The organism is Desulfatitalea alkaliphila, assembly GCF_022968795.1.
Lineage (GTDB): Bacteria > Desulfobacterota > Desulfobacteria > Desulfobacterales > Desulfosarcinaceae > Desulfatitalea > Desulfatitalea alkaliphila.
On the sequence record NZ_JALJRB010000030.1, the window covers coordinates 1 to 18,536 of the forward strand.

Genomic DNA, 18,536 nt, shown 5'->3' on the forward strand with positions numbered 1-18,536 from the left:
CAGTGATTAAGCGGTTTTTTTCCGGATTCCGCTCAATTCGGCATATTAGCCGTTACCGCGAATATTTAATGTTAAAATATCCTATCGCCACTAAATCAAGAACATTTTTTAGAATTTACGGACTTTTTTCAAAATAGAGATTGACATTTGGATTGGTGCTAATTACGAAAGCCGCATAATATTCAATTTAGAATATTAGCCGACCGGGTAAAGGGGGCAGGGTTATGATCACAGTTCCACCGGACCTTCAGGTTGGTTTTCAAGCGCTTCTTGCTCGCAAAAACATACCGGAAAAATATCGTTCTCATTACAGCAGATGGCTTCGGTACTATTGGGATTTCTGTCACAAGTACGATTATCCGGTATCAAGCAATCATAGTTTGGTTCCGTTTATCGGCAAACTGCGTGAAAAACAGCAGGCAGCGTTTCAGATCGAGCAGGCTGCGGACGCCATTGGCACTTATTATGAATTGGCGGGTGGTGCAAAGGGGGCACCGGGTGCCGGGAGGGGAACGGCCGAGGGCGAATCCCTGGCGGGCGCGCCTCAAAAGGCGATTTCGAAATCCTGCCCGAGTGTTGGAAAAACCGTCGATGGTGCCGGGGTGACGCCGCGCCCTGGGGCGACATATGATCCGCCTGCATCCGGCCGGCTTGCGGTGCATGCACCGGCGGTCCGCGCTTACGGCACAGGGACGGATGGCGTCAGGCAGCCTGGTGGCGATCATCAATTCACGGAAAGAGCCGGCGCTGAAAAAGGCGAGCGACGGAAGACAGGCGCAAATTGGCAATCTGCTTTCGATGCCCTGGACGCCGAAATCAAGCTGAGGCATTATTCCCGTAAAACGTTGAAGAGCTATTCGGGCTGGCTTGGACAGTTTCAGGCGTTCACCCGATCGAAGCCGCTGGATTCCCTGTCGGATACCGACATAAAGGGGTTTTTGACCTATCTGGCCGTGCAACGAAATGTGGCGGCGGCGACTCAGAACCTGGCATTCAATGCCCTTCTTTTTTTCTACCGCCATGTTCTGAAGAAAGAACCGGGCGATCTTAAAAATATCGCCCGGGCCAAACGCAAGCCTTATATTCCAGTTGTGTTGGCGCGGCACGAGATCGATCAGATTATTAGCCAGCTTGCGCCGCCATTGGATTTGGTCGTCATGCTTCTTTATGGTTGTGGCCTGCGCCTGTTTGAATGCCTGAATCTTCGCTTGAACAATTTCAATCTCGATGCCCTCATTTTGACGGTTCACGACGGCAAGGGGAAAAAGGATCGCACGGTGCCCATGCCCGAGACGGCGTTATCCCGGATTCGAGGCCAGATGGAATATGTTCGGGCGCTTCACGGACAGGATCTGAAGGCCGGATACGATGGCGCTTTCATGTTCGGTTCGATAGAGAAAAAATTTAAGAACGCCGCGAAGGAGCTTGCCTGGCAATGGTTTTTCCCCGGCTTCTCGATGACACATGTTCCCCAAACCGGGGAAAAGAGACGCTATCATATTCACGAACGGCATGTCCAAAAAGCCATCAAGGCGGCGGTGAGAGACGCCGGGTTGTTCAAGCGTGTCACGTCCCATTCGTTTCGCCACAGCTATGCCACCCATTTGCTGCAAGCCAACTATGATATTCGAACGATCCAGGACCTCCTGGGGCACAGCGATATCAGAACGACGATGATCTACACCCACACGATCAAAAGCCGGACCTTCAAGGAGACAAAGAGCCCTCTGGATTTTCAGCTTTCGGAATGAGCCGCGGCGTTGGGGTGTTCGAGACGCGTGGTTTCTGCTGGTCGTTGAATTTGGCCAAATCATTTCGAATGGGAAGCCACGAAGGCGCCGATGGGGGAACCATCCAATGGAGGTCGTGACTTTTTGCCGTCCGGATTCGGGGACGTTGGGGGACGTTGTTGACTATTGTGACGTGCAGCGCTCGGTGTTTTGAGATCAGCCTATCGAAGGTTTTTTAAAAAGAAAATGGAAAGGTATGTCCATATCGTCAACAACGTCCCCAACGTCCTGAAATCGTCACCGTCGAAAAGGGCGAAGGCGAATGATGGTGGTTGATGCACATGCACATAAGTCCTGACGTGACAGGAGGCGATTGTCAAGGAAAGGCAAAACAGGGTATGGGGCGACCTTGACACAAACAGGCACGAGCTGTAATCAAACGCTTGTGAAATGGTACAATAGAAAAGTTGGGCGCTGGGAGCCGGAATGAAGAACAGGACCAAGGGCCAATTGGAAGCTGAAATCAGCGAAGCCGTTATACGCTTTGAAAAGGAATTCATGGGCCGGGGGCCTCTGGAGACCAAAACCTACATCATTGACGATATGGTGCTGGTAAGACTCCGCAATGTTCTCACGCAAGCCGAGTTGAAGCTGGCCGACGTTCACGGAAGCAAGGATGGGCGGGAGTTGGTCAAGCGCGTTCGCATCGCGCTGTTGGAGCAGGGGCGCCCGTTGCTCGAAGAGGTGATCGAGAACATCCTGGGCGTGAAGGTCAAAAGCCTGCATACGGATATCAGCACGGTCACGGGTGAAAGAGTGATCCTCTTTTCACTGGCCACCACTCCGGATATTCCACAAAAATGATAACCAATTGAAATTGCATTCATTGAACGTTATCGCGCTTGTTGTAAAATTCAATTGACAAATATTGGCGGTTATGGTTTAGCTGCCATCGGATCTGTTGTGGCAAAAGGGCGTGATCGCTCGCAGTTGCCTCGGGGGATCCGGAAACTTGAAAATAACGCCTTAGAGTTGGAACGACCCCTTCAACGCAGCTGAAGGGTGCGTGATAAATACAAGGCCGTCGCTCGTTTTATTAAACGGGCGGCGGCCTTTTTTTATGCGAAAGGAGAATCCGCCATGGTCAATGGCAACTCAAGCGCCTACACGTTTTTGCGGCAGGGCAAGGTCCGGGATGTCTACGCCGCCGGAGATGAACGTCATCTTCTGATTGTCGCCAGCGATCGCATCTCGGCCTTCGATCATGTGCTGCCCGATCCCATCCCGGGCAAAGGCACCATTTTGACCCGGCTGTCCAATTTCTGGTTCGACAGAACGAAGGAGCTGATTGCGAACCATATTGTCGACACGCAACCCGATCCGGCCGGCTGGCAAGACGATGGCCGGTGGCGTCGCGACCAGTTGAGCGGCCGTTCGGTGCTGGTCCAAAAGGCCCGCCCGCTGGCCATCGAGGCGATCGTCAGGGGCTACCTGGCAGGTTCCGGCTGGAAAGAATACCGGAAAACGGCAAGCGTCTGCGGCATTGCGCTGCCGGAGGGCCTGTTGGAGGCGGACCGCCTGCCGGAGCCGATTTTCACCCCTTCCACCAAGGCAGAGGCGGGAGCGCACGACGAGAACATCACCTTCGACAAGGCCGTGGACCTGGTTGGCAAGGAAGTGGCCGAGAAGGTGCGGGATATCAGTTTGCAGCTATACTGCCATGCACGGGATTTCGCCTCAGCAAAAGGCATCATCATCGCCGATACGAAATTTGAATTCGGCATGATCGACGGCGAGCTGGTTTTGATCGATGAGTTGTTTACGCCGGATTCGTCCCGCTTTTGGCCCATGGACAGCTATTCGCCCGGAGGCTCTCCGCCGAGCTTCGACAAGCAGTTCGTGAGAGACCACCTCGAGAGCGTTCGATGGGCCAAACAACCGCCGGTTCCCCAACTGCCGCAAGAGGTCATCGCCAAAACATCCCGAAAGTACGAAGAGGCCCTCAGGCGGCTGACGGAAGCGGATTGAAACCAACCCGAGACAAGGAGGTGACTTGATATGAGCGGTACAGCTATCCATCAGGATCCAAAGGTCGCTGTGGTCATGGGAAGCAAGTCCGATTACGAGGTGATGAAGGCGTGCGCCAAGGTGTTGGCGGACTTCGAGGTACCCTATGAGATTCGGGTGATCTCGGCCCACAGGACGCCGGATCGGGCCCACGAATTCGCCACCGGCGCAGAAGAACGGGGTCTGCAGCTGATCATCGCCGCCGCCGGCAAGGCGGCTCATCTGGCCGGCGTATTGGCGGCTTTGACGACTTTGCCGGTGCTCGGTGTGCCCATGACCACATCGGATCTGGGCGGTTTGGACTCTTTGCTTTCAATGGTGCAGATGCCCGGCGGTATTCCGGTGGGCACCACGGCCATCGGCAAGGCGGGGGCCAAAAACGCCGCCTTGCTGGCGGTGGCCGTCTTGGCGCTCTCCGACACGCGTTTGCGGGATGCACTCAAGGCCTACCGGCATCGCATGCAGCAGGAGGTGGCGGCGGATGATGCCGAGGTGGCCCGCAGGGGCCTCGTCTGAGCCAAGGCGCAATGCGAGTGAAGAATCCAGTGGCGGACACCTTCGAATCGTCCTGAAGCACGTCTGCCGTCAAAGGAGTGGCAAAATGAACGACGCTAAAAATATCCGCCCCAACCTGGTCGGTGATCAGCCCCGGGTGGATCCCAGCGCCCTTATCGATCCATCCGCGCAAATCATCGGCAACGTCATCATCGGCAAGGATGTTTTCGTCGGTCCCTTGGCGGTCATTCGGTCCGATGAGCGCGGACCGGACGGCAAGGTTGCTCCGATTGTCATCGGTGAAGAGGTCAATATCCAGGACGGGGTGATCATTCACAGCCACGGCGGTGCCGTTGTGACGATCGGCGCCAGAACTTCGGTGGCCCACGGCGTGACCATCCACGGTCCGTGCGAGATCGGCGAAGCGTGTTTCCTGGCCATGCGGTGCACCATCTACGCTGCCACCCTGGAATCAAGGGTTTGGGTGAGCATGAACGCCCTGGTCATGCGCACGCGAATTCAGGCCCACTATTACGTACCGGCGGGAAGCATCATTCGGTCGAGCTCGGATGCATTGGGGCTGCGGATCGTTTCGCAAAAGGAAGAACGTTACATGCAAAATGTCCTCAAGGCCGCCAACCAGCTCAGGGAGGATTATTTCAATACGCTTGCGGCGATGAAAGCCGGCTGAAGGGCGGCCGAGCTTCATAATTTCAACTATTCTGCGTTGTAAATCGAGCAATAGAAGGTGAATCCGATGCGAATGCAGTATGAAGCCACCCTCGAAACCCTCGAAAACCTTCGTGCCGAATCCATTGCCGCCGGCGGTGCGGAAAAGATCAATGCCCAGCACCGCAAGGGCAAGCTCACGGCCCGGGAGCGCATCGATCTGTTGGTGGATGACGACTCCTTCGAAGAGTTCGATGTGCTCAAAACCGGCCGCGGCGGCGCCTTGGGCAGTGAGCCCACTTACGCGGGCGACGGTGTCATCGCCGGTCACGGCGCCATCGACGGTCGGGAGGTCTTTGTCTTCAGCCAGGACTTCACCGTCATGGGCGGCTCCCTGGGCGAAGCACATGCCCAGAAGATTTGCAAGGTCATGGATTTGGCGGTCAAGGTGGGCGCGCCGATCATCGGTCTCAGTGATTCGGGTGGTGCGCGCATCCAGGAGGGTGTGGACGCCCTTGCGGCTTATGGGGAGATTTTTCACCGCAACGTCCGCGCCAGCGGCGTGGTGCCCCAAATATCGTGCATCATGGGGCCTTGCGCCGGAGGAGCGGTCTACAGCCCTTCAATCACCGATTTCGTTTTCATGGTGCGGGAATCTTCCTATATGTTCGTGACCGGTCCGAGTGTGGTCAAGACCGTCACCCACCAGGAAATCACTTCCGAGGATTTAGGCGGCGCCCAAATCCATGCTCAAAAAAGCGGCGTGGCGCACTTCATCGCCTCAAACGACGTGCTTTGCCTGCGCGAGGTGCGGCGGCTGGTCAACTATCTGCCTTCCAACTTCCGCCAGCGGGCGCCCATGATGGATCTGCGCGATCCGGCCGACCGCATCGATCCCGCTCTGGATTATCTTGTGCCCGAAAACCCCAACCAGAGCTATGACATGAACGTACTGATCCACAGCATTCTGGATGGCGCCGAATTCATGGAGGTCCACCCCGGCTTTGCACGCAATATCATCTGCGGCTTCGGGCGACTGGGGGGGCAGACCATCGGTCTGGTGGCCAATCAGCCGGCGGTGCTGGCAGGGGTTTTGGACTCGGATGCATCTTTCAAGGCCGGCCGTTTCGTGCGCTTTTGCGATGCCTTCAATATACCCCTGATCGCCCTGGTGGATGTGCCCGGCTTCATGCCCGGACCCGACCAGGAGCACGGCGGCATCATCCGGCACGGCGCCAAGTTGCTCTACGCCTTTACCGAGGCCACGGTGCCGCGCATCACTGTGATTGTGCGCAAAGCGTACGGTGGCGCTTATCTGGTGATGAACTCCAAGCATATCCACTGTGATGTCAATTACGCCTGGCCCACCGCCGAGATCGCGGTCATGGGGCCCAAAGGTGCCGCGGAAGTGATTTTTCGCAGGGAGATTCAGTCGGCCGAGGACCCCGAAACGGTGCTGAACGAAAAAATGGCCCATTATCGCCGCACTTTCGCCAATCCCTTTTTGGCGGCCAAACGCGGTTATATCGACGATGTGATCTTTCCCAGGGACACCCGCCACCGCCTGATACGCACCCTGCAGGTGCTGGAGGGCAAAGAAGCCAAGCGGCCCGAACGCAAGCATGGAAACATCCCACTGTGAGGTTTGTCATGTTCGATAAGATCCTGATCGCCAACCGCGGCGAAATCGCCGTGCGGATCATACGCACCTGCAAGCGTCTGGGCATCCGGACGGTGGCCGTTTACTCCGAGGCCGACAGCCGGGGCCTCTTTTGCCAGATGGCCGACGAGGCGGTGCCCATCGGCGGCGCGCAGGCGCGCGATTCCTACCTTGACACGGAAAAGATCGTTGCCGCGGCCATGGCCGGACAATGCCGGGCCGTGCATCCCGGTTATGGCTTTCTCTCCGAGAACCCCCACTTCGCCCGTTCGGTAGAGGCGGCCGGGCTGGTTTTCATCGGCCCGCCGCCGGCCGCCATTGCCGCCCTGGGGGAAAAGCTCGCGGCAAAAGAGTTGGCGGTCAAGGCCGGCGTACCGGTCATACCGGGCCACGGCGATGCCTTGAAGGATGAAGCCGAGGCGCTGGCCGTGGCCGACGCCATCGGCTACCCCGTGCTGTTGAAGCCGGCCGCGGGGGGCGGCGGCAAGGGTATGCGAATCGTGCAAACCCCCGAAGAGATGGAGACCGCACTGGCGTCCAGCCGCCAGGAGGCCCGCAAAGCCTTTGGCGACAGCCGGATTTTCATGGAAAGATATATCGAAAACCCCAGGCATATCGAAGTGCAGGTCCTGGCCGATGCCCACGGCAACGTGGTCCATCTGGGCGAACGGGAATGCTCCATTCAGCGGCGATACCAGAAGATCATCGAAGAGTCCCCCTCGCCGGCGGTTTCGGAGCAATTGCGGCGGCGCATGGGCGCTGCGGCTTGCGATCTGGCCCGCAAGGCCGGTTACGTGAATGCGGGCACGGTGGAGTTCGTGTTGGACGGTCAGGGCCATTTCTATTTTTTGGAGATGAATACCCGTTTACAGGTGGAGCATCCCGTCACCGAGATGGTGACGGGCCTCGATCTGGTGGAGTTGCAATTGCGCATCGCCGGCGGCGAGCCGCTGCCTTTCGGGCAAGACGAAGTTGTGCTGGACGGATGGGCCATGGAAGCGCGCATCTGCGCAGAAGACCCCGCCAAGGCCTTCATGCCCTCCACCGGGATGATCACGCGCTACTCCGAGCCGCGGGGGGCCGATGTGCGGGTGGACAGCGGTTTCGGCACGGGCGGTGCCATCAGCCCCTATTACGACTCCCTGCTGGCCAAGGTGATCTGCCGCGGCGGGGACCGGGAGGCCGCGCGCACCGCTTTGGTGGAGGCGCTCAACGGTTATCACATCGAAGGGGTGCTCACCAATATCGACTTTGTCGGCAGCGTGCTGTGCCATCCGGAATTCCTGCAAGGCAACCTCTCCACCGATTTCATCCAGCGCCATTTCGAGGGCAGCCAGTCGTTGACGCCGCCCAATGCGGGCCATTTGCGGCACATGGCCTTGGCCGCGGCGCTCATTTATCATGTGCGCAGCGAAGCGGTGCGCGACTCGCTGCGCCCCGCCGTCTCCCCCATCGGCGGCCGACGGATCGATCCGGGGACCCGCAGCTACACGGTCAAAGCCGAAAAGGCGCTTTTTGACGTGCGACTGGAGGGCGATTCACTCAGCCGGCATTGGATTTTCCACGTCAACGGTACTGTTTACATGGTGGAGACGCCCGAACTGGAGTTCTACCGCCGCAGGCTCAAACTCAAGATCGACAACCAGATTCACCGTTTCCGGCTACGCATCGAGGAATCCTTCGTTGTCGTCTCCTTCAGCGGCGTCACGCGGCTGTTCGAAATCTACAGCCCCAAGGAGTGGGAGGCCATGCGGTTCATGCCCGAGCGGACCGAGCGGCGCGCCCAAAATGTGCTGGCATGCCCCATGCCGGGGTTGGTGGTGGCGGTGCTGGTCGGCAAGGGAGACCGGGTTTTCAAGGGACAAAACCTGGTGATGCTTGAATCCATGAAAATGGAAACCGGGGTGGCTTCGCCGGTTGACGGTGTCGTGGCCGATGTCCGGGTCCAGGCCGGACAGCCGGTGGAAGCGGAGCAAACGTTGTTGCTGTTTGAACGTTGAGGAGAAGCGGATGCACCCGTTGCTTGCAATCGAATCGTCACAATCCATTTTGTTGCTGGGAAATGAAGCCATCGCCCGCGGGGCGCTGGAGGCGGGTGTCGCCTTCGCAACCGCTTATCCCGGCACACCGTCCTCTGAAATCGCCCTTCAATTTTTTCAGATTTCCCGTGAGAGCGATCTTTACTTCGAATACAGCGCCAATGAGAAGGTGGCCCTGGAAATGGCGGCCGGAGCGGCCATGTGCGGGCTTCGCGCCATGACCAGCATGAAGCACGTGGGCCTCAATGTGGCGGCGGACGCCCTCATGACGCTCGCCTACACGGGGGTCAACGGCGCCCTGGTGCTCGTCGTCGCCGACGATCCGTTTATGTTTTCCAGCCAGAACGAGCAGGATACACGCTGGTACGGCAAGCTCAGCGGACTGCCTATCCTGGAACCGTCCACGGTGGCCGAGGCCAAGGAAATGACCCTGTCGGCCTTCGACCTTTCCGAGTCGCTCAAGCTGCCGGTGCTCCTGCGCACCACTACGCGCATCAACCACGCCAGCGGCATGGTCACCATGGGGCCATTGCGCGAAAGGATCGTCAAGGGCGCGTTTGAAAAGGACCCCATGTCTTATGTGTGTATTCCCGCAGTGTCGCGCGAGCTGCACCCAAAGCTGCTGGATAAGATGGGCAGGGCGGCCGCCATGGCCGATGAAAGTCCCTGGAACCGCATCGAAGGCGACGGCCGCTGGGGCATCGTCTGCAACGGCGTGAGCTACGGTTATGTCAGCGATGCCATACACGAACTCGGTGCGGCCGACCGCTTCAAGGTCCTGCGTGTGGGTTTTTCCCATCCTTTTCCGGAAATCTTGACCCATTGGTTTTTGGAAGGGTGCGAAAAGGTGCTGGTGGCCGAAGAGGGTGAACCGTATCTGCAGGAGGCCGTGCGCAATTGCGCCCATCGCAATGGCATGATGTTGCCGATTCACGGCAAGGGGGAGGGACTTTTTTCAAGACTGTACGAATTCGACCCTACAACGGTAAAAAGGGTGATATCATCCTATTTCCATCTGCCCTTTACTGCTTCGGCCTCCATTCGAACCGACGACCTGCCCGAAGTTCCGGCCCGGCCGCCCAATCTGTGTCCCGGTTGCCCCCACCGGGCCGCCTACGCGGCCGTGCGAGAGGTCTTCGGCGACGAGGCCATCTACCCTACCGACATCGGTTGCTACACGCTGGGGCTGTTGCCGCCTTTGCGCATGGGCGATTTTTTGATCGCCATGGGCGCCGGCATCGGTACGGCCGGCGGTTTTGCGCGCGCCACGGGGCGCAAGGTGGTGGCCTTCATCGGCGACTCCACCTTCTTCCACAGCGGCCTTTCCCCTTTGGCCAGCGCGGTTTACAACAACCACGATTTCATGGTGGTCATACTGGACAACGGCACCACCGGCATGACCGGGCATCAGCCCCACCCGGGCGTGGATCTGCGCCACCTGAACCTGGAACGCGCGCCGGTGTCCATCGAAGCCGCGGTGAAAGGTCTGGGCGTCGAAAATCTGCTCACCGTCAACCCTTTCAAATATCGGAAAACCGTTGCGGCGGTGCGCGAGCTGGCACGGCACCCGGGGGTTTCGGTGCTCATCGCCCGTGCACCGTGTCCGCTGTACGAACGCACTTTGCCCCATTATCGCAAACGGCGTCCGTTCCGGGTGAACGCCGCAAAGTGCCGGGGCCACAAGGTTTGCCTGAGCAAACTGGCCTGCCCGGCCTTTTTCGCAGCCGAAGGCCAGGTCGGCATCGACCCGGATCGCTGCACCGGATGCGCCTTGTGTGCACAGCTGTGTCCCGAAAATGCCATAATGCCGGCGCGCGACAAGGAGGCGGCGCGATGAAAACATTACGGATCATGATCGTGGCGGTGGGCGGGCAAGGCAATATCCTGGCGGCCCGCATCTTGGGCGAAGCGGCGGCCGCGGTCGGAATCACGCCGCGAATGTCGGAATTCCATGGCATGGCGCAACGTGGCGGGGTGGTGGAGTCCATGGTTTTGCTTGGCGAGGGACGCGCCTATTGCATCCCCGATGGCGAAGCGGACATCCTGCTGGGATTCGAGCCTTCCGAAACCATCCGGGCCGCCAAAAAATGCGGTGCCCACAGCGTGATCATCACCAACACGGCCCCACAACCGCCATTTACCGTGGCCACCGGCCAGTCCCGCTATCCGGACATCGACGCTGCCTTGGCGAAGCTGGCGGGTCGGGTCAAACGTCTTATCGCCTTGGACGCCACCTCTTTGGCGGCGCGGGCCGGATCGCCCTTGTCATTGAATATGGTGATGCTGGGGGCCTTGGCCGGCAGTGGTGCGACGCATCTGCCGCCCGAGAAGTTGCGTGATGCCATTCAAGCCAAAACAAAGGCGGCCCATACCGGCGCCAATTTGGCGGCTTTTGAACTGGGGGCAAATACGGGCGCACAAATGTAAATAGCGGCGCGATCCCTATCGGGTCCCTTCTTTTCTACCTCTGCGAGGTGCGAATGCAACATACAGACATATATATACCATGGTTTTGAAAACGAATGATAAGCCGGCAGCTTTGTTGGCGCTAGAAGATGGCCGTGTTTTTGATTGCGCGTCGTTCACCGGACCCGGCGAAGCATCGGGGGAGATCGTCTTCAACACCGGCATGACCGGTTACCAGGAGATCCTCACCGATCCGTCGTACAACGGGCAGATGGTGGTCATGACCTACCCGCTGATCGGCACCTACGGCGTCAATTCCGAGGACATGGAGTCCGAAGGCATTCGTGCCGAGGCCCTGATCGTCAAAGAGTATCAGGCCGATCCAAGCAACCACCGGGCCGGCGAGGCCCTGGCCGATTTTTTGCGGCGCCACGGCAAAATGGGCATTGAGGGACTGGACACGCGCGCTTTGACCCGGCACATCCGCACGGCCGGCGCCATGCGCGCCTTTGTCTCCACCGCCAATCTCGATCCGCGCTCCTGTATCCAAAAAGCCCGCGCTATTCCCCCAATGGTGGGTCGCGATCTGACCCGCGCCGCATCAACGTGCGAACCTTACCGCTGGGTCAATGGAGAAAAAGTATTCTTTGCTTCACCGCAGGCCTGTTTCCGAAAGGGGGTTTGGACGGCGCAAGGCCGCAAACCATCGGTGGCGGCCATCGACTATGGCGCCAAGCATAATATTCTGCGCTGCCTCGAAGCATCCGGTTTTGAGGTCATCGTCGTGCCGGCTGCGACCAATGCCGCGGATGTCATGGCCATGGCGCCGGATGCGGTATTTCTTTCCAACGGCCCGGGCGATCCGGAGCCGGCCGTCCAGGCGGTTCGCACCGTTCGGGAGCTGCTCGGATACCGGCCCATGTTCGGCATTTGTCTCGGTCACCAACTCATGGCCCTGGCCCTGGGGGGCAAGACGTTCAAACTCAAGTTCGGCCACCGGGGGGGCAATCAGCCGGTGAAGCACTTGGCCACCGGCAGGGTGGAGATCACCTCGCAAAACCATGGTTTTGCCGTGGCCCCGGATAGCTTGGACCAAGGGGAGGTCGAACCGACCCACATCAACTTGAACGACGGGACGCTGGAAGGCTTCCGCCACCGCAGGTTGCCGCTCATGGCGGTGCAATACCATCCGGAAGCCGCTCCCGGGCCCCACGATGCCGGCTATTTGTTCGAAACATTTCGGCGAATGATCGCCGCAAATCCTTGAAGAGGGGCGAAGTAGTAGCCCCGGGGACAACGATAAAACCGATGCCCAAACGAACCGACATCCAAAAAATCCTGATCATCGGCGCCGGCCCCATCGTGATCGGCCAGGCATGCGAGTTCGACTACTCCGGCACCCAGGCATGCAAGGCACTCAAATCCGAAGGGTACGAGGTGGTGTTGGTCAACAGCAACCCTGCCACCATCATGACCGATCCCGAAATGGCGCACCGCACCTACATCGAGCCGGTGACCGCCGATACCGTAGCGGCCATCATCGCCAAAGAGCGGCCCGACGTCCTGCTGCCGACCCTGGGCGGCCAGACCGGGTTGAACACCGCCGTCGAGCTGCATCGGATGGGGGTGTTGGAGGCCCATGGGGTGGAGCTGATCGGCGCCAACCTGGAGGCGATCCGAAAGGCCGAGGACCGCGATCTTTTCCGGCGCGCCATGACCGATATCGGTTTAACGATGGCGCCCAGCGACATCGCCACGGATATGGAAAACGCCAGGGCCGCCGCCGATCGCATCGGCTACCCGGTCATCATCCGTCCGGCCTTTACCCTCGGCGGTACCGGCGGCGGCGTGGCCTATAATCCCGAGGACCTGGAAACCATCGCCGCCGCCGGACTTCAGGCCAGCCTCATCGGTCAAATCCAGGTCGAAGCGTCGGTGCTGGGTTGGAAGGAGTTCGAGCTGGAAGTGATGCGGGACGGCAAAGACAATGTGGTCATCGTCTGTTCCATCGAAAATGTCGATCCCATGGGCGTTCACACCGGCGACAGCATCACTGTGGCGCCGGCCCAAACCTTGTCGGATCGCGAATACCAGCAGATGCGTAACGCCGCCATCGCCATCATGCGCGAGATCGGCGTGGACACCGGAGGCTCCAACGTGCAGTTCGCCGTCAACCCGCGGGATGGGCGGATGCTGGTGGTGGAGATGAATCCGCGGGTCTCCCGCAGCTCGGCCCTGGCCTCCAAAGCCACCGGTTTTCCCATTGCCAAGATCGCCGCCTTGCTGGCGGTGGGATACACGCTGGACGAGCTGCCCAATGACATCACCGGCCGCACCGTGGCCTCCTTCGAGCCGGCCCTGGATTATTGTGTTGTGAAAATGCCGCGGTTCGCTTTCGAAAAATTTCCCGAGTGCGAGGACAATTTGACCACTTCCATGCAATCGGTGGGCGAGGCCATGGCCATTGGTCGCACCTTCAAGGAGGCCCTCCAGAAGGCGATCCGCTCCCTGGAAACGGGCCGTCCTCCGATAATGGACAACCCGCCTTCGGAGACGCTCATCGCACGGAAACTGGCACAGCCCAACTCCCAGCGCATTTTCTACTTGCGCCACGCCCTGTCGGTCGGCTGGTCCGAACAGCGGCTTTTCGAACTGACCGGCATCGACCCCTGGTTTTTGAATCAGATGGGCCATCTGGCCCACCTGGAAAGGGAATTGGCGTCGGCGCGTGGGCCCTTGCCCGCAGCCCTGCTGCGCAAGGCCAAAGCCTGGGGGTTTTCAGACGAACAGATCGCCCGCCTCACCGGTGTCACGGAAGCGGTCGTTGGCAAACATCGTCGCGGCTTGGAGATATTTACGGCATACAAGCAGGTGGATACATGTGCTGCGGAATTCGAAGCGGCCACACCGTATTACTATTCGACCTATGAAACCGAATGCGAGGCGCGCGCCGTCAACGGCGCCAAGGTGATGATCATCGGCGGAGGTCCCAACCGTATCGGGCAGGGCATCGAATTCGATTACTGCTGCGTTCATGCCGCCTTTGCATTGGCCGAGGAAGGGGTGCAGAGCATCATGGTCAACAGCAACCCCGAAACCGTGAGCACCGATTACGACACATCCGACCGCCTCTATTTCGAACCGTTGACCTCGGAAGATGTGCTGCACATCGTGGAGACCGAAAAGCCAATGGGCCTCATCGTCCAGTTCGGTGGCCAGACGCCGCTGAATCTCGCCCTGCCGCTGCACCGGGCCGGCGTGACCATCCTTGGCACTCATCCACAGGATATCGCCAGGGCCGAAGACCGGTCGTTTTTCAGGGCCATGCTGCAGCAACTGGGTTTGCACCAACCGGCCAGCGAGGCGGTGCTAACGGTGCGCGAGGCGGCAGCGGCGGCAGCGGCCATCGGTTTTCCAGTCTTGGTAAGACCCTCCTATGTGCTCGGCGGCAGGGCCATGAAGATCGTGTTCGATCCGTCTGAATTGGAAACCATTGTCCGGTTGGCACTTGAGGCGTCTCCCGGACACCCCGTGCTTATCGACAAATTTCTGGAAAATGCCGTGGAGGTGGATGTGGACGCGGTGTCGGACGGCGCGAACACCTGTATCGCGGGCCTCATGGAGCATATCGAGGCAGCCGGCATCCACTCCGGCGACTCGGCCTGCGTTCTGCCGCCCCGAACGCTGGGCGGCAAGGTCATCGAGGAAATCCGTGCCGCAACGCGTGCCATGGCCGCCGAGTTGCGTGTGGTGGGACTGATGAACGTGCAATACGCCGTTCACAATGACAAGCTCTTCGTGCTGGAAGTCAATCCACGTGCCTCGCGCACCGTTCCTTTCGTGAGCAAAGCCACGGGAGTGGCCTTGGCCAAGGTGGCCGCCAAAGCGATGCTGGGCCGTTCTTTAACGGAAATGGGCATTGATGGCGATTTGCCTTTGCCACGGCATGTCAGTGTTAAAGAGTCGGTCTTCCCCTTCGTTAAGTTGTCGGGGGTGGATCTGCTTTTGGGGCCGGAGATGAAGTCCACCGGGGAGGTGATGGGCATTGCGTCGGATTTCGGCGCCGCCTATGCCAAGGCCCAACTGGGCGCGGGCCAGCGATTGCCTACCTCCGGAGCCGTCTTCATCAGCGTGGAAGACAAGGACAAACCTTCGGCGGTGGCCATTGCCGTCGGGTTTCGGTCATTGGGCTTCGACATTTTGTCCACCGAGGGCACCGCCCGCTTTCTGGCGCAGCACGGCGTTCAATGCCGAACCATCAAAAAGGTGTCCATGGGCCGGCCCCATGTGGTGGATGCCATCAAAAACAAGATAATCCAACTGGTGGTGAACACCGCCGGTGCAAGCGGACCGCTCAAGGATGGCTATGCCATTCGCCGGGCGGCGCTGGCCTTCAATGTTCCCTACACCACCACCATCCATGGTGCCGAGGCCTCGCTGATGGCGATTTCAAGCATGAAGCGGGAGGCGATCGGTGTGCTTTCCATTCAGGACCACTACAGCAGGAAGAACGGCCGCGAGGGGGTTGACGGGGTTCGGGGATGATGTCCCGGCAAAGGCCGCGCGCACGGCCTCTTCGTGTTGAACACGCACCTTGTAGGGATAGAAACAGGCACGCACAGCGGCCCGTCGGAGCCGACCCGGCTGCAAACGGATGACGGTTGACGGGTTGCCGGAAAGACGCCTTGCAATGAATACATCCATAAACCCGGCAGAAAGGAAATCCGAACCAATGACGACCGATTATCGAATCGATGCGCAACGCTGCAAAGGCTGTGCTTTGTGTGTCGCCGTTTGTCCCAAAGGCGTTCTTGAGATGTCCGTTCATTTGAACCTAAATGGCTATTCCCCGGTTGTCCGCGCACACCCGGAAAAGTGTGTGTACTGCGCGCTGTGCTGCACAATGTGCCCAGACGTGGCTTTGACCATCAGGGAGAATGGCTGCCGTGCTTCAAACCATGCGGCTTGAGTCGCCAACAGCCGCCATAGAAAGGAAAGTCCGTTTATGGCCAAAGTACTGATGAAGGGCAATGAGGCCATCGCCGAAGCCGCCGTCAGGGCTGGATGCCTCAACTATTTTGCTTATCCGATAACGCCCCAGTCCGAAATCGGCGAATATCTTGCCCGCCGCTTGCCCGAAGTGGGCGGCATGTTTCTCCAGGCGGAAAGCGAGATTGCCGTGGTCTACATGCTTTACGGCGCCGCCGGTTGCGGCGCCAGGGCCTTCACATCCTCTTCGAGCCCCGGGATCAGCCTGATGAGCGAGGGTATCAGTTACCTGGTGGGCGCCCAGTTGCCGGCTGTTTTCGTCAACATCATGCGCGGCGGGCCGGGTCTGGGCGGCATCCTGCCTTCCCAGGCGGATTATCTTCAGGCCGTCAAGGGTGCCGGGCACGGGGATTGCCGCATGTTCGTCCTGGCGCCGGCAAGCGTACAGGAAGCGGCGGATATGATGGCCGACGCCTTCGCACTGGCGGAGAAATACCGGAATCCGGTCATGGTGCTTGGGGACGGCCTCATCGGACAGATGATGGAACCGGTATCGTTCAAGGCGCAAAAAGCCGTTGCCATGGAGAACAAGAGTGCATGGGCAACGACCGGGATGTCGGCCCGCGACGGCAACACCCCCAACCTGGTAAAGTCCCTGCACCTGGACCCCGCCCTTCTGAACCAGCACAATCTGGACCTAAAGGCCAAGTACGAGCGCATGGCCCGTGAAGAAATGCGGTGGGAAATGTACAACGCCGAAGGCGATTACCAAGTCCTGCTTGTAAGCTTCGGCACCATGAGCCGTGTCTGCCGTACGGCTGTCGATATGCTCAAGGCCAAAGGAGTTGACGTGGCGCTGTTGCGGCCGATTACCCTGTTTCCTTTTCCGGAAGAACAGATCGCAATGGCCGCCGAGCGCTCCTGCTGCAAGGCCGTCCTCAGTGTCGAGATGAACATGGGGCAGATGGTCGATGATGTGAAACGATCGGTGGGAAGACAAAAACCGGTCAGTTGGTACGGAAAGTGCGGCGGCGAGGTGCCGACACCGGAAGAGGTCGCCGGCGTGGTCGAAAAGACCATCGCGGATATGGATTTCACTTAAGTGCAAACAGGAGAAAAACGATGGCGCGATTTTTCACGCGGCCTCAATCATTGGCCGATCGTCCCACGCATTATTGCCCGGGGTGCACCCATGGCGTGATCCATCGCCTGATTGGCGAGGTGATCGACGAATTGAACCTCCAAGGGGATACGGTCGGGGTCGCCCCGGTGGGGTGCGCCGTGCTGGCATACAATTACTTCAATTTCGATTTCCAGGAGGCCGCTCACGGACGCGCGCCGGCGGTTGCCACGGGAATAAAGAGGGTAAGGCCCGACTTGATGGTGTTTACCTATCAGGGTGACGGGGATCTTGCCAGTATCGGCATGGGTGAGATCGTCCATGCGGCCTCCCGCGGGGAAAAATTCACCACCATTTTCGTCAACAACGCTGTTTACGGGATGACCGGCGGCCAGATGGCCCCCACCACCATGCCGGGTCAGCGGACCACGACCTCTCCCTTTGGCAGAGATGTCGACCGGGTGGGCATGCCGATCAAGGTGGCCGAGTTGCTGGCCGCGCTGCCCACACCGGCCTATGTCACCCGTCAGTCGGTCATCACACCCAAGTACATCAACCGGGCCAAGAAGGCCATTCACAAGGCTTTCCAATTGCAGATGCGCAACGCCTGCTACAGTTTCGTGGAAATTGTAAGTACCTGTCCGACCAACTGGGGTATGACACCCGTGGAGGCAATTGCCTGGACGGAAAATACCCTGCTCGCCTACTATCCGCTCGGTGACGTTAAAATGCCGGAAGTTATGGAGGTGACCAGTGCAAACTGAAGTGATGTTCGCCGGGTTCGGCGGCCAGGGGATACTGGCCAGTGGCAAGATCCTCGCACAGGCAGCCATGACTCAAGGCTTCGAGGTGGCCTGGGTGCCCTCCTACGGCCCGGAAATGCGGGGTGGGACCGCTTATTGCCTGGTGGTGATCAGCGATGCGCCCATAGGCTCGCCCATTGTCAAAAGACCGCAGCATTTAGTGGCCATGAACCGACCTTCAATGGAAAAATTCGCCCCGATGCTCAAGCCCAAAGGAACGATTCTGATCAACACGACACTGATTCCGGTGGATGCCGGAAGGGATGACCTCGACCAGGTCATGGTACCGGCCACCGCGCTATCTTCTGCCTTGGGCAACAGCAAAGCGGCAAACGTGGTCGCTCTTGGTGCCTTTATTGCTCGAACCGGCATACTTGCTTTTGAAACGCTCATTGCTACTGTGAAAGCGGAGTTTGCGCAGAAGGAAAAGCTTGTGGATCTGAATCTCAACGCCTTGGAGGCAGGGCGCGCATCGGCTCTCGACCCTTGCCGCGGGCAATCGATCTAATGCTTGGATCGCACCTGAAAAGAATTTCCATTTTGTTACATCTCCGCTTG

General features: G+C 59.1%; 15 protein-coding genes. All 15 read left to right on the plus strand.

What is annotated here, in order from left to right; translation table 11 throughout:
- Positions 1-224 precede the first annotated feature (224 nt).
- The 15 genes from MRX98_RS18790 (at position 225) to MRX98_RS18860 (ending at position 18,486) form a co-directional block, all read left to right on the plus strand.
- Positions 225-1,751, plus strand: a complete 1,527-nt coding sequence (locus tag MRX98_RS18790) for an integron integrase (protein ID WP_246913710.1) — start codon at positions 225-227, stop codon at positions 1,749-1,751.
- 465 nt (positions 1,752-2,216) lie between these two features.
- Positions 2,217-2,594, plus strand: coding sequence for a Na-translocating system protein MpsC family protein (locus MRX98_RS18795; RefSeq protein ID WP_246913712.1), 378 nt, complete (start codon positions 2,217-2,219; stop codon positions 2,592-2,594).
- Between the two features lie 276 nt (positions 2,595-2,870).
- On the plus strand, positions 2,871-3,758 hold the full coding sequence (locus MRX98_RS18800) for a phosphoribosylaminoimidazolesuccinocarboxamide synthase (protein ID WP_246913714.1): 888 nt from the start codon (positions 2,871-2,873) through the stop codon (positions 3,756-3,758).
- A 30-nt stretch (positions 3,759-3,788) separates the two neighbouring features.
- The gene (purE, locus tag MRX98_RS18805) at positions 3,789-4,313 is read left to right on the plus strand and encodes a 5-(carboxyamino)imidazole ribonucleotide mutase (RefSeq protein ID WP_281432436.1); all 525 of its coding nucleotides are present in this window, start codon (positions 3,789-3,791) and stop codon (positions 4,311-4,313) included.
- 85 nt (positions 4,314-4,398) lie between these two features.
- The gene (locus MRX98_RS18810; protein ID WP_246913716.1) at positions 4,399-4,983 is read left to right on the plus strand and encodes an LbetaH domain-containing protein; all 585 of its coding nucleotides are present in this window, start codon (positions 4,399-4,401) and stop codon (positions 4,981-4,983) included.
- Positions 4,984-5,049: 66 nt separating this feature from the next.
- Positions 5,050-6,603 (plus strand): acyl-CoA carboxylase subunit beta, encoded by a 1,554-nt coding sequence (locus tag MRX98_RS18815; RefSeq protein WP_246913718.1) that lies wholly within the window; start codon positions 5,050-5,052, stop codon positions 6,601-6,603.
- 8 nt (positions 6,604-6,611) lie between these two features.
- Entirely contained in the window at positions 6,612-8,621 is a 2,010-nt protein-coding gene (locus tag MRX98_RS18820) for an acetyl-CoA carboxylase biotin carboxylase subunit (protein ID WP_246913720.1), read from the plus strand.
- A gap of 10 nt (positions 8,622-8,631) precedes the next feature.
- Positions 8,632-10,497: an indolepyruvate ferredoxin oxidoreductase subunit alpha gene (gene iorA, locus MRX98_RS18825; RefSeq protein WP_246913722.1), complete on the plus strand. Its 1,866-nt coding sequence runs from the start codon at positions 8,632-8,634 to the stop codon at positions 10,495-10,497.
- Positions 10,494-11,087 carry an indolepyruvate oxidoreductase subunit beta gene (locus tag MRX98_RS18830; protein WP_246913724.1) on the plus strand — a complete coding sequence of 198 codons (594 nt, stop codon included), beginning with the start codon at positions 10,494-10,496 and terminating at the stop codon, positions 11,085-11,087. Before iorA ends, MRX98_RS18830 begins: the two co-directional genes overlap by 4 nt.
- 115 nt (positions 11,088-11,202) lie before the next feature.
- The gene (gene carA, locus MRX98_RS18835; RefSeq protein WP_343217777.1) at positions 11,203-12,333 is read left to right on the plus strand and encodes a glutamine-hydrolyzing carbamoyl-phosphate synthase small subunit; all 1,131 of its coding nucleotides are present in this window, start codon (positions 11,203-11,205) and stop codon (positions 12,331-12,333) included.
- A gap of 41 nt (positions 12,334-12,374) precedes the next feature.
- Positions 12,375-15,611, plus strand: coding sequence for a carbamoyl-phosphate synthase large subunit (gene carB, locus MRX98_RS18840; RefSeq protein WP_246913736.1), 3,237 nt, complete (start codon positions 12,375-12,377; stop codon positions 15,609-15,611).
- Between the two features lie 187 nt (positions 15,612-15,798).
- Positions 15,799-16,035, plus strand: coding sequence for a 4Fe-4S dicluster domain-containing protein (locus tag MRX98_RS18845; RefSeq protein WP_246913738.1), 237 nt, complete (start codon positions 15,799-15,801; stop codon positions 16,033-16,035).
- 36 nt (positions 16,036-16,071) lie between these two features.
- Positions 16,072-17,157 (plus strand): 3-methyl-2-oxobutanoate dehydrogenase subunit VorB, encoded by a 1,086-nt coding sequence (vorB, locus tag MRX98_RS18850; protein WP_246913740.1) that lies wholly within the window; start codon positions 16,072-16,074, stop codon positions 17,155-17,157.
- A gap of 20 nt (positions 17,158-17,177) precedes the next feature.
- Complete coding sequence (locus tag MRX98_RS18855) at positions 17,178-17,939, plus strand: thiamine pyrophosphate-dependent enzyme (protein ID WP_246913742.1); 762 nt, start codon at positions 17,178-17,180, stop codon at positions 17,937-17,939.
- Positions 17,929-18,486 carry a 2-oxoacid:ferredoxin oxidoreductase subunit gamma family protein gene (locus tag MRX98_RS18860; protein WP_246913744.1) on the plus strand — a complete coding sequence of 186 codons (558 nt, stop codon included), beginning with the start codon at positions 17,929-17,931 and terminating at the stop codon, positions 18,484-18,486. Before MRX98_RS18855 ends, MRX98_RS18860 begins: the two co-directional genes overlap by 11 nt.
- Positions 18,487-18,536 lie beyond the last annotated feature (50 nt).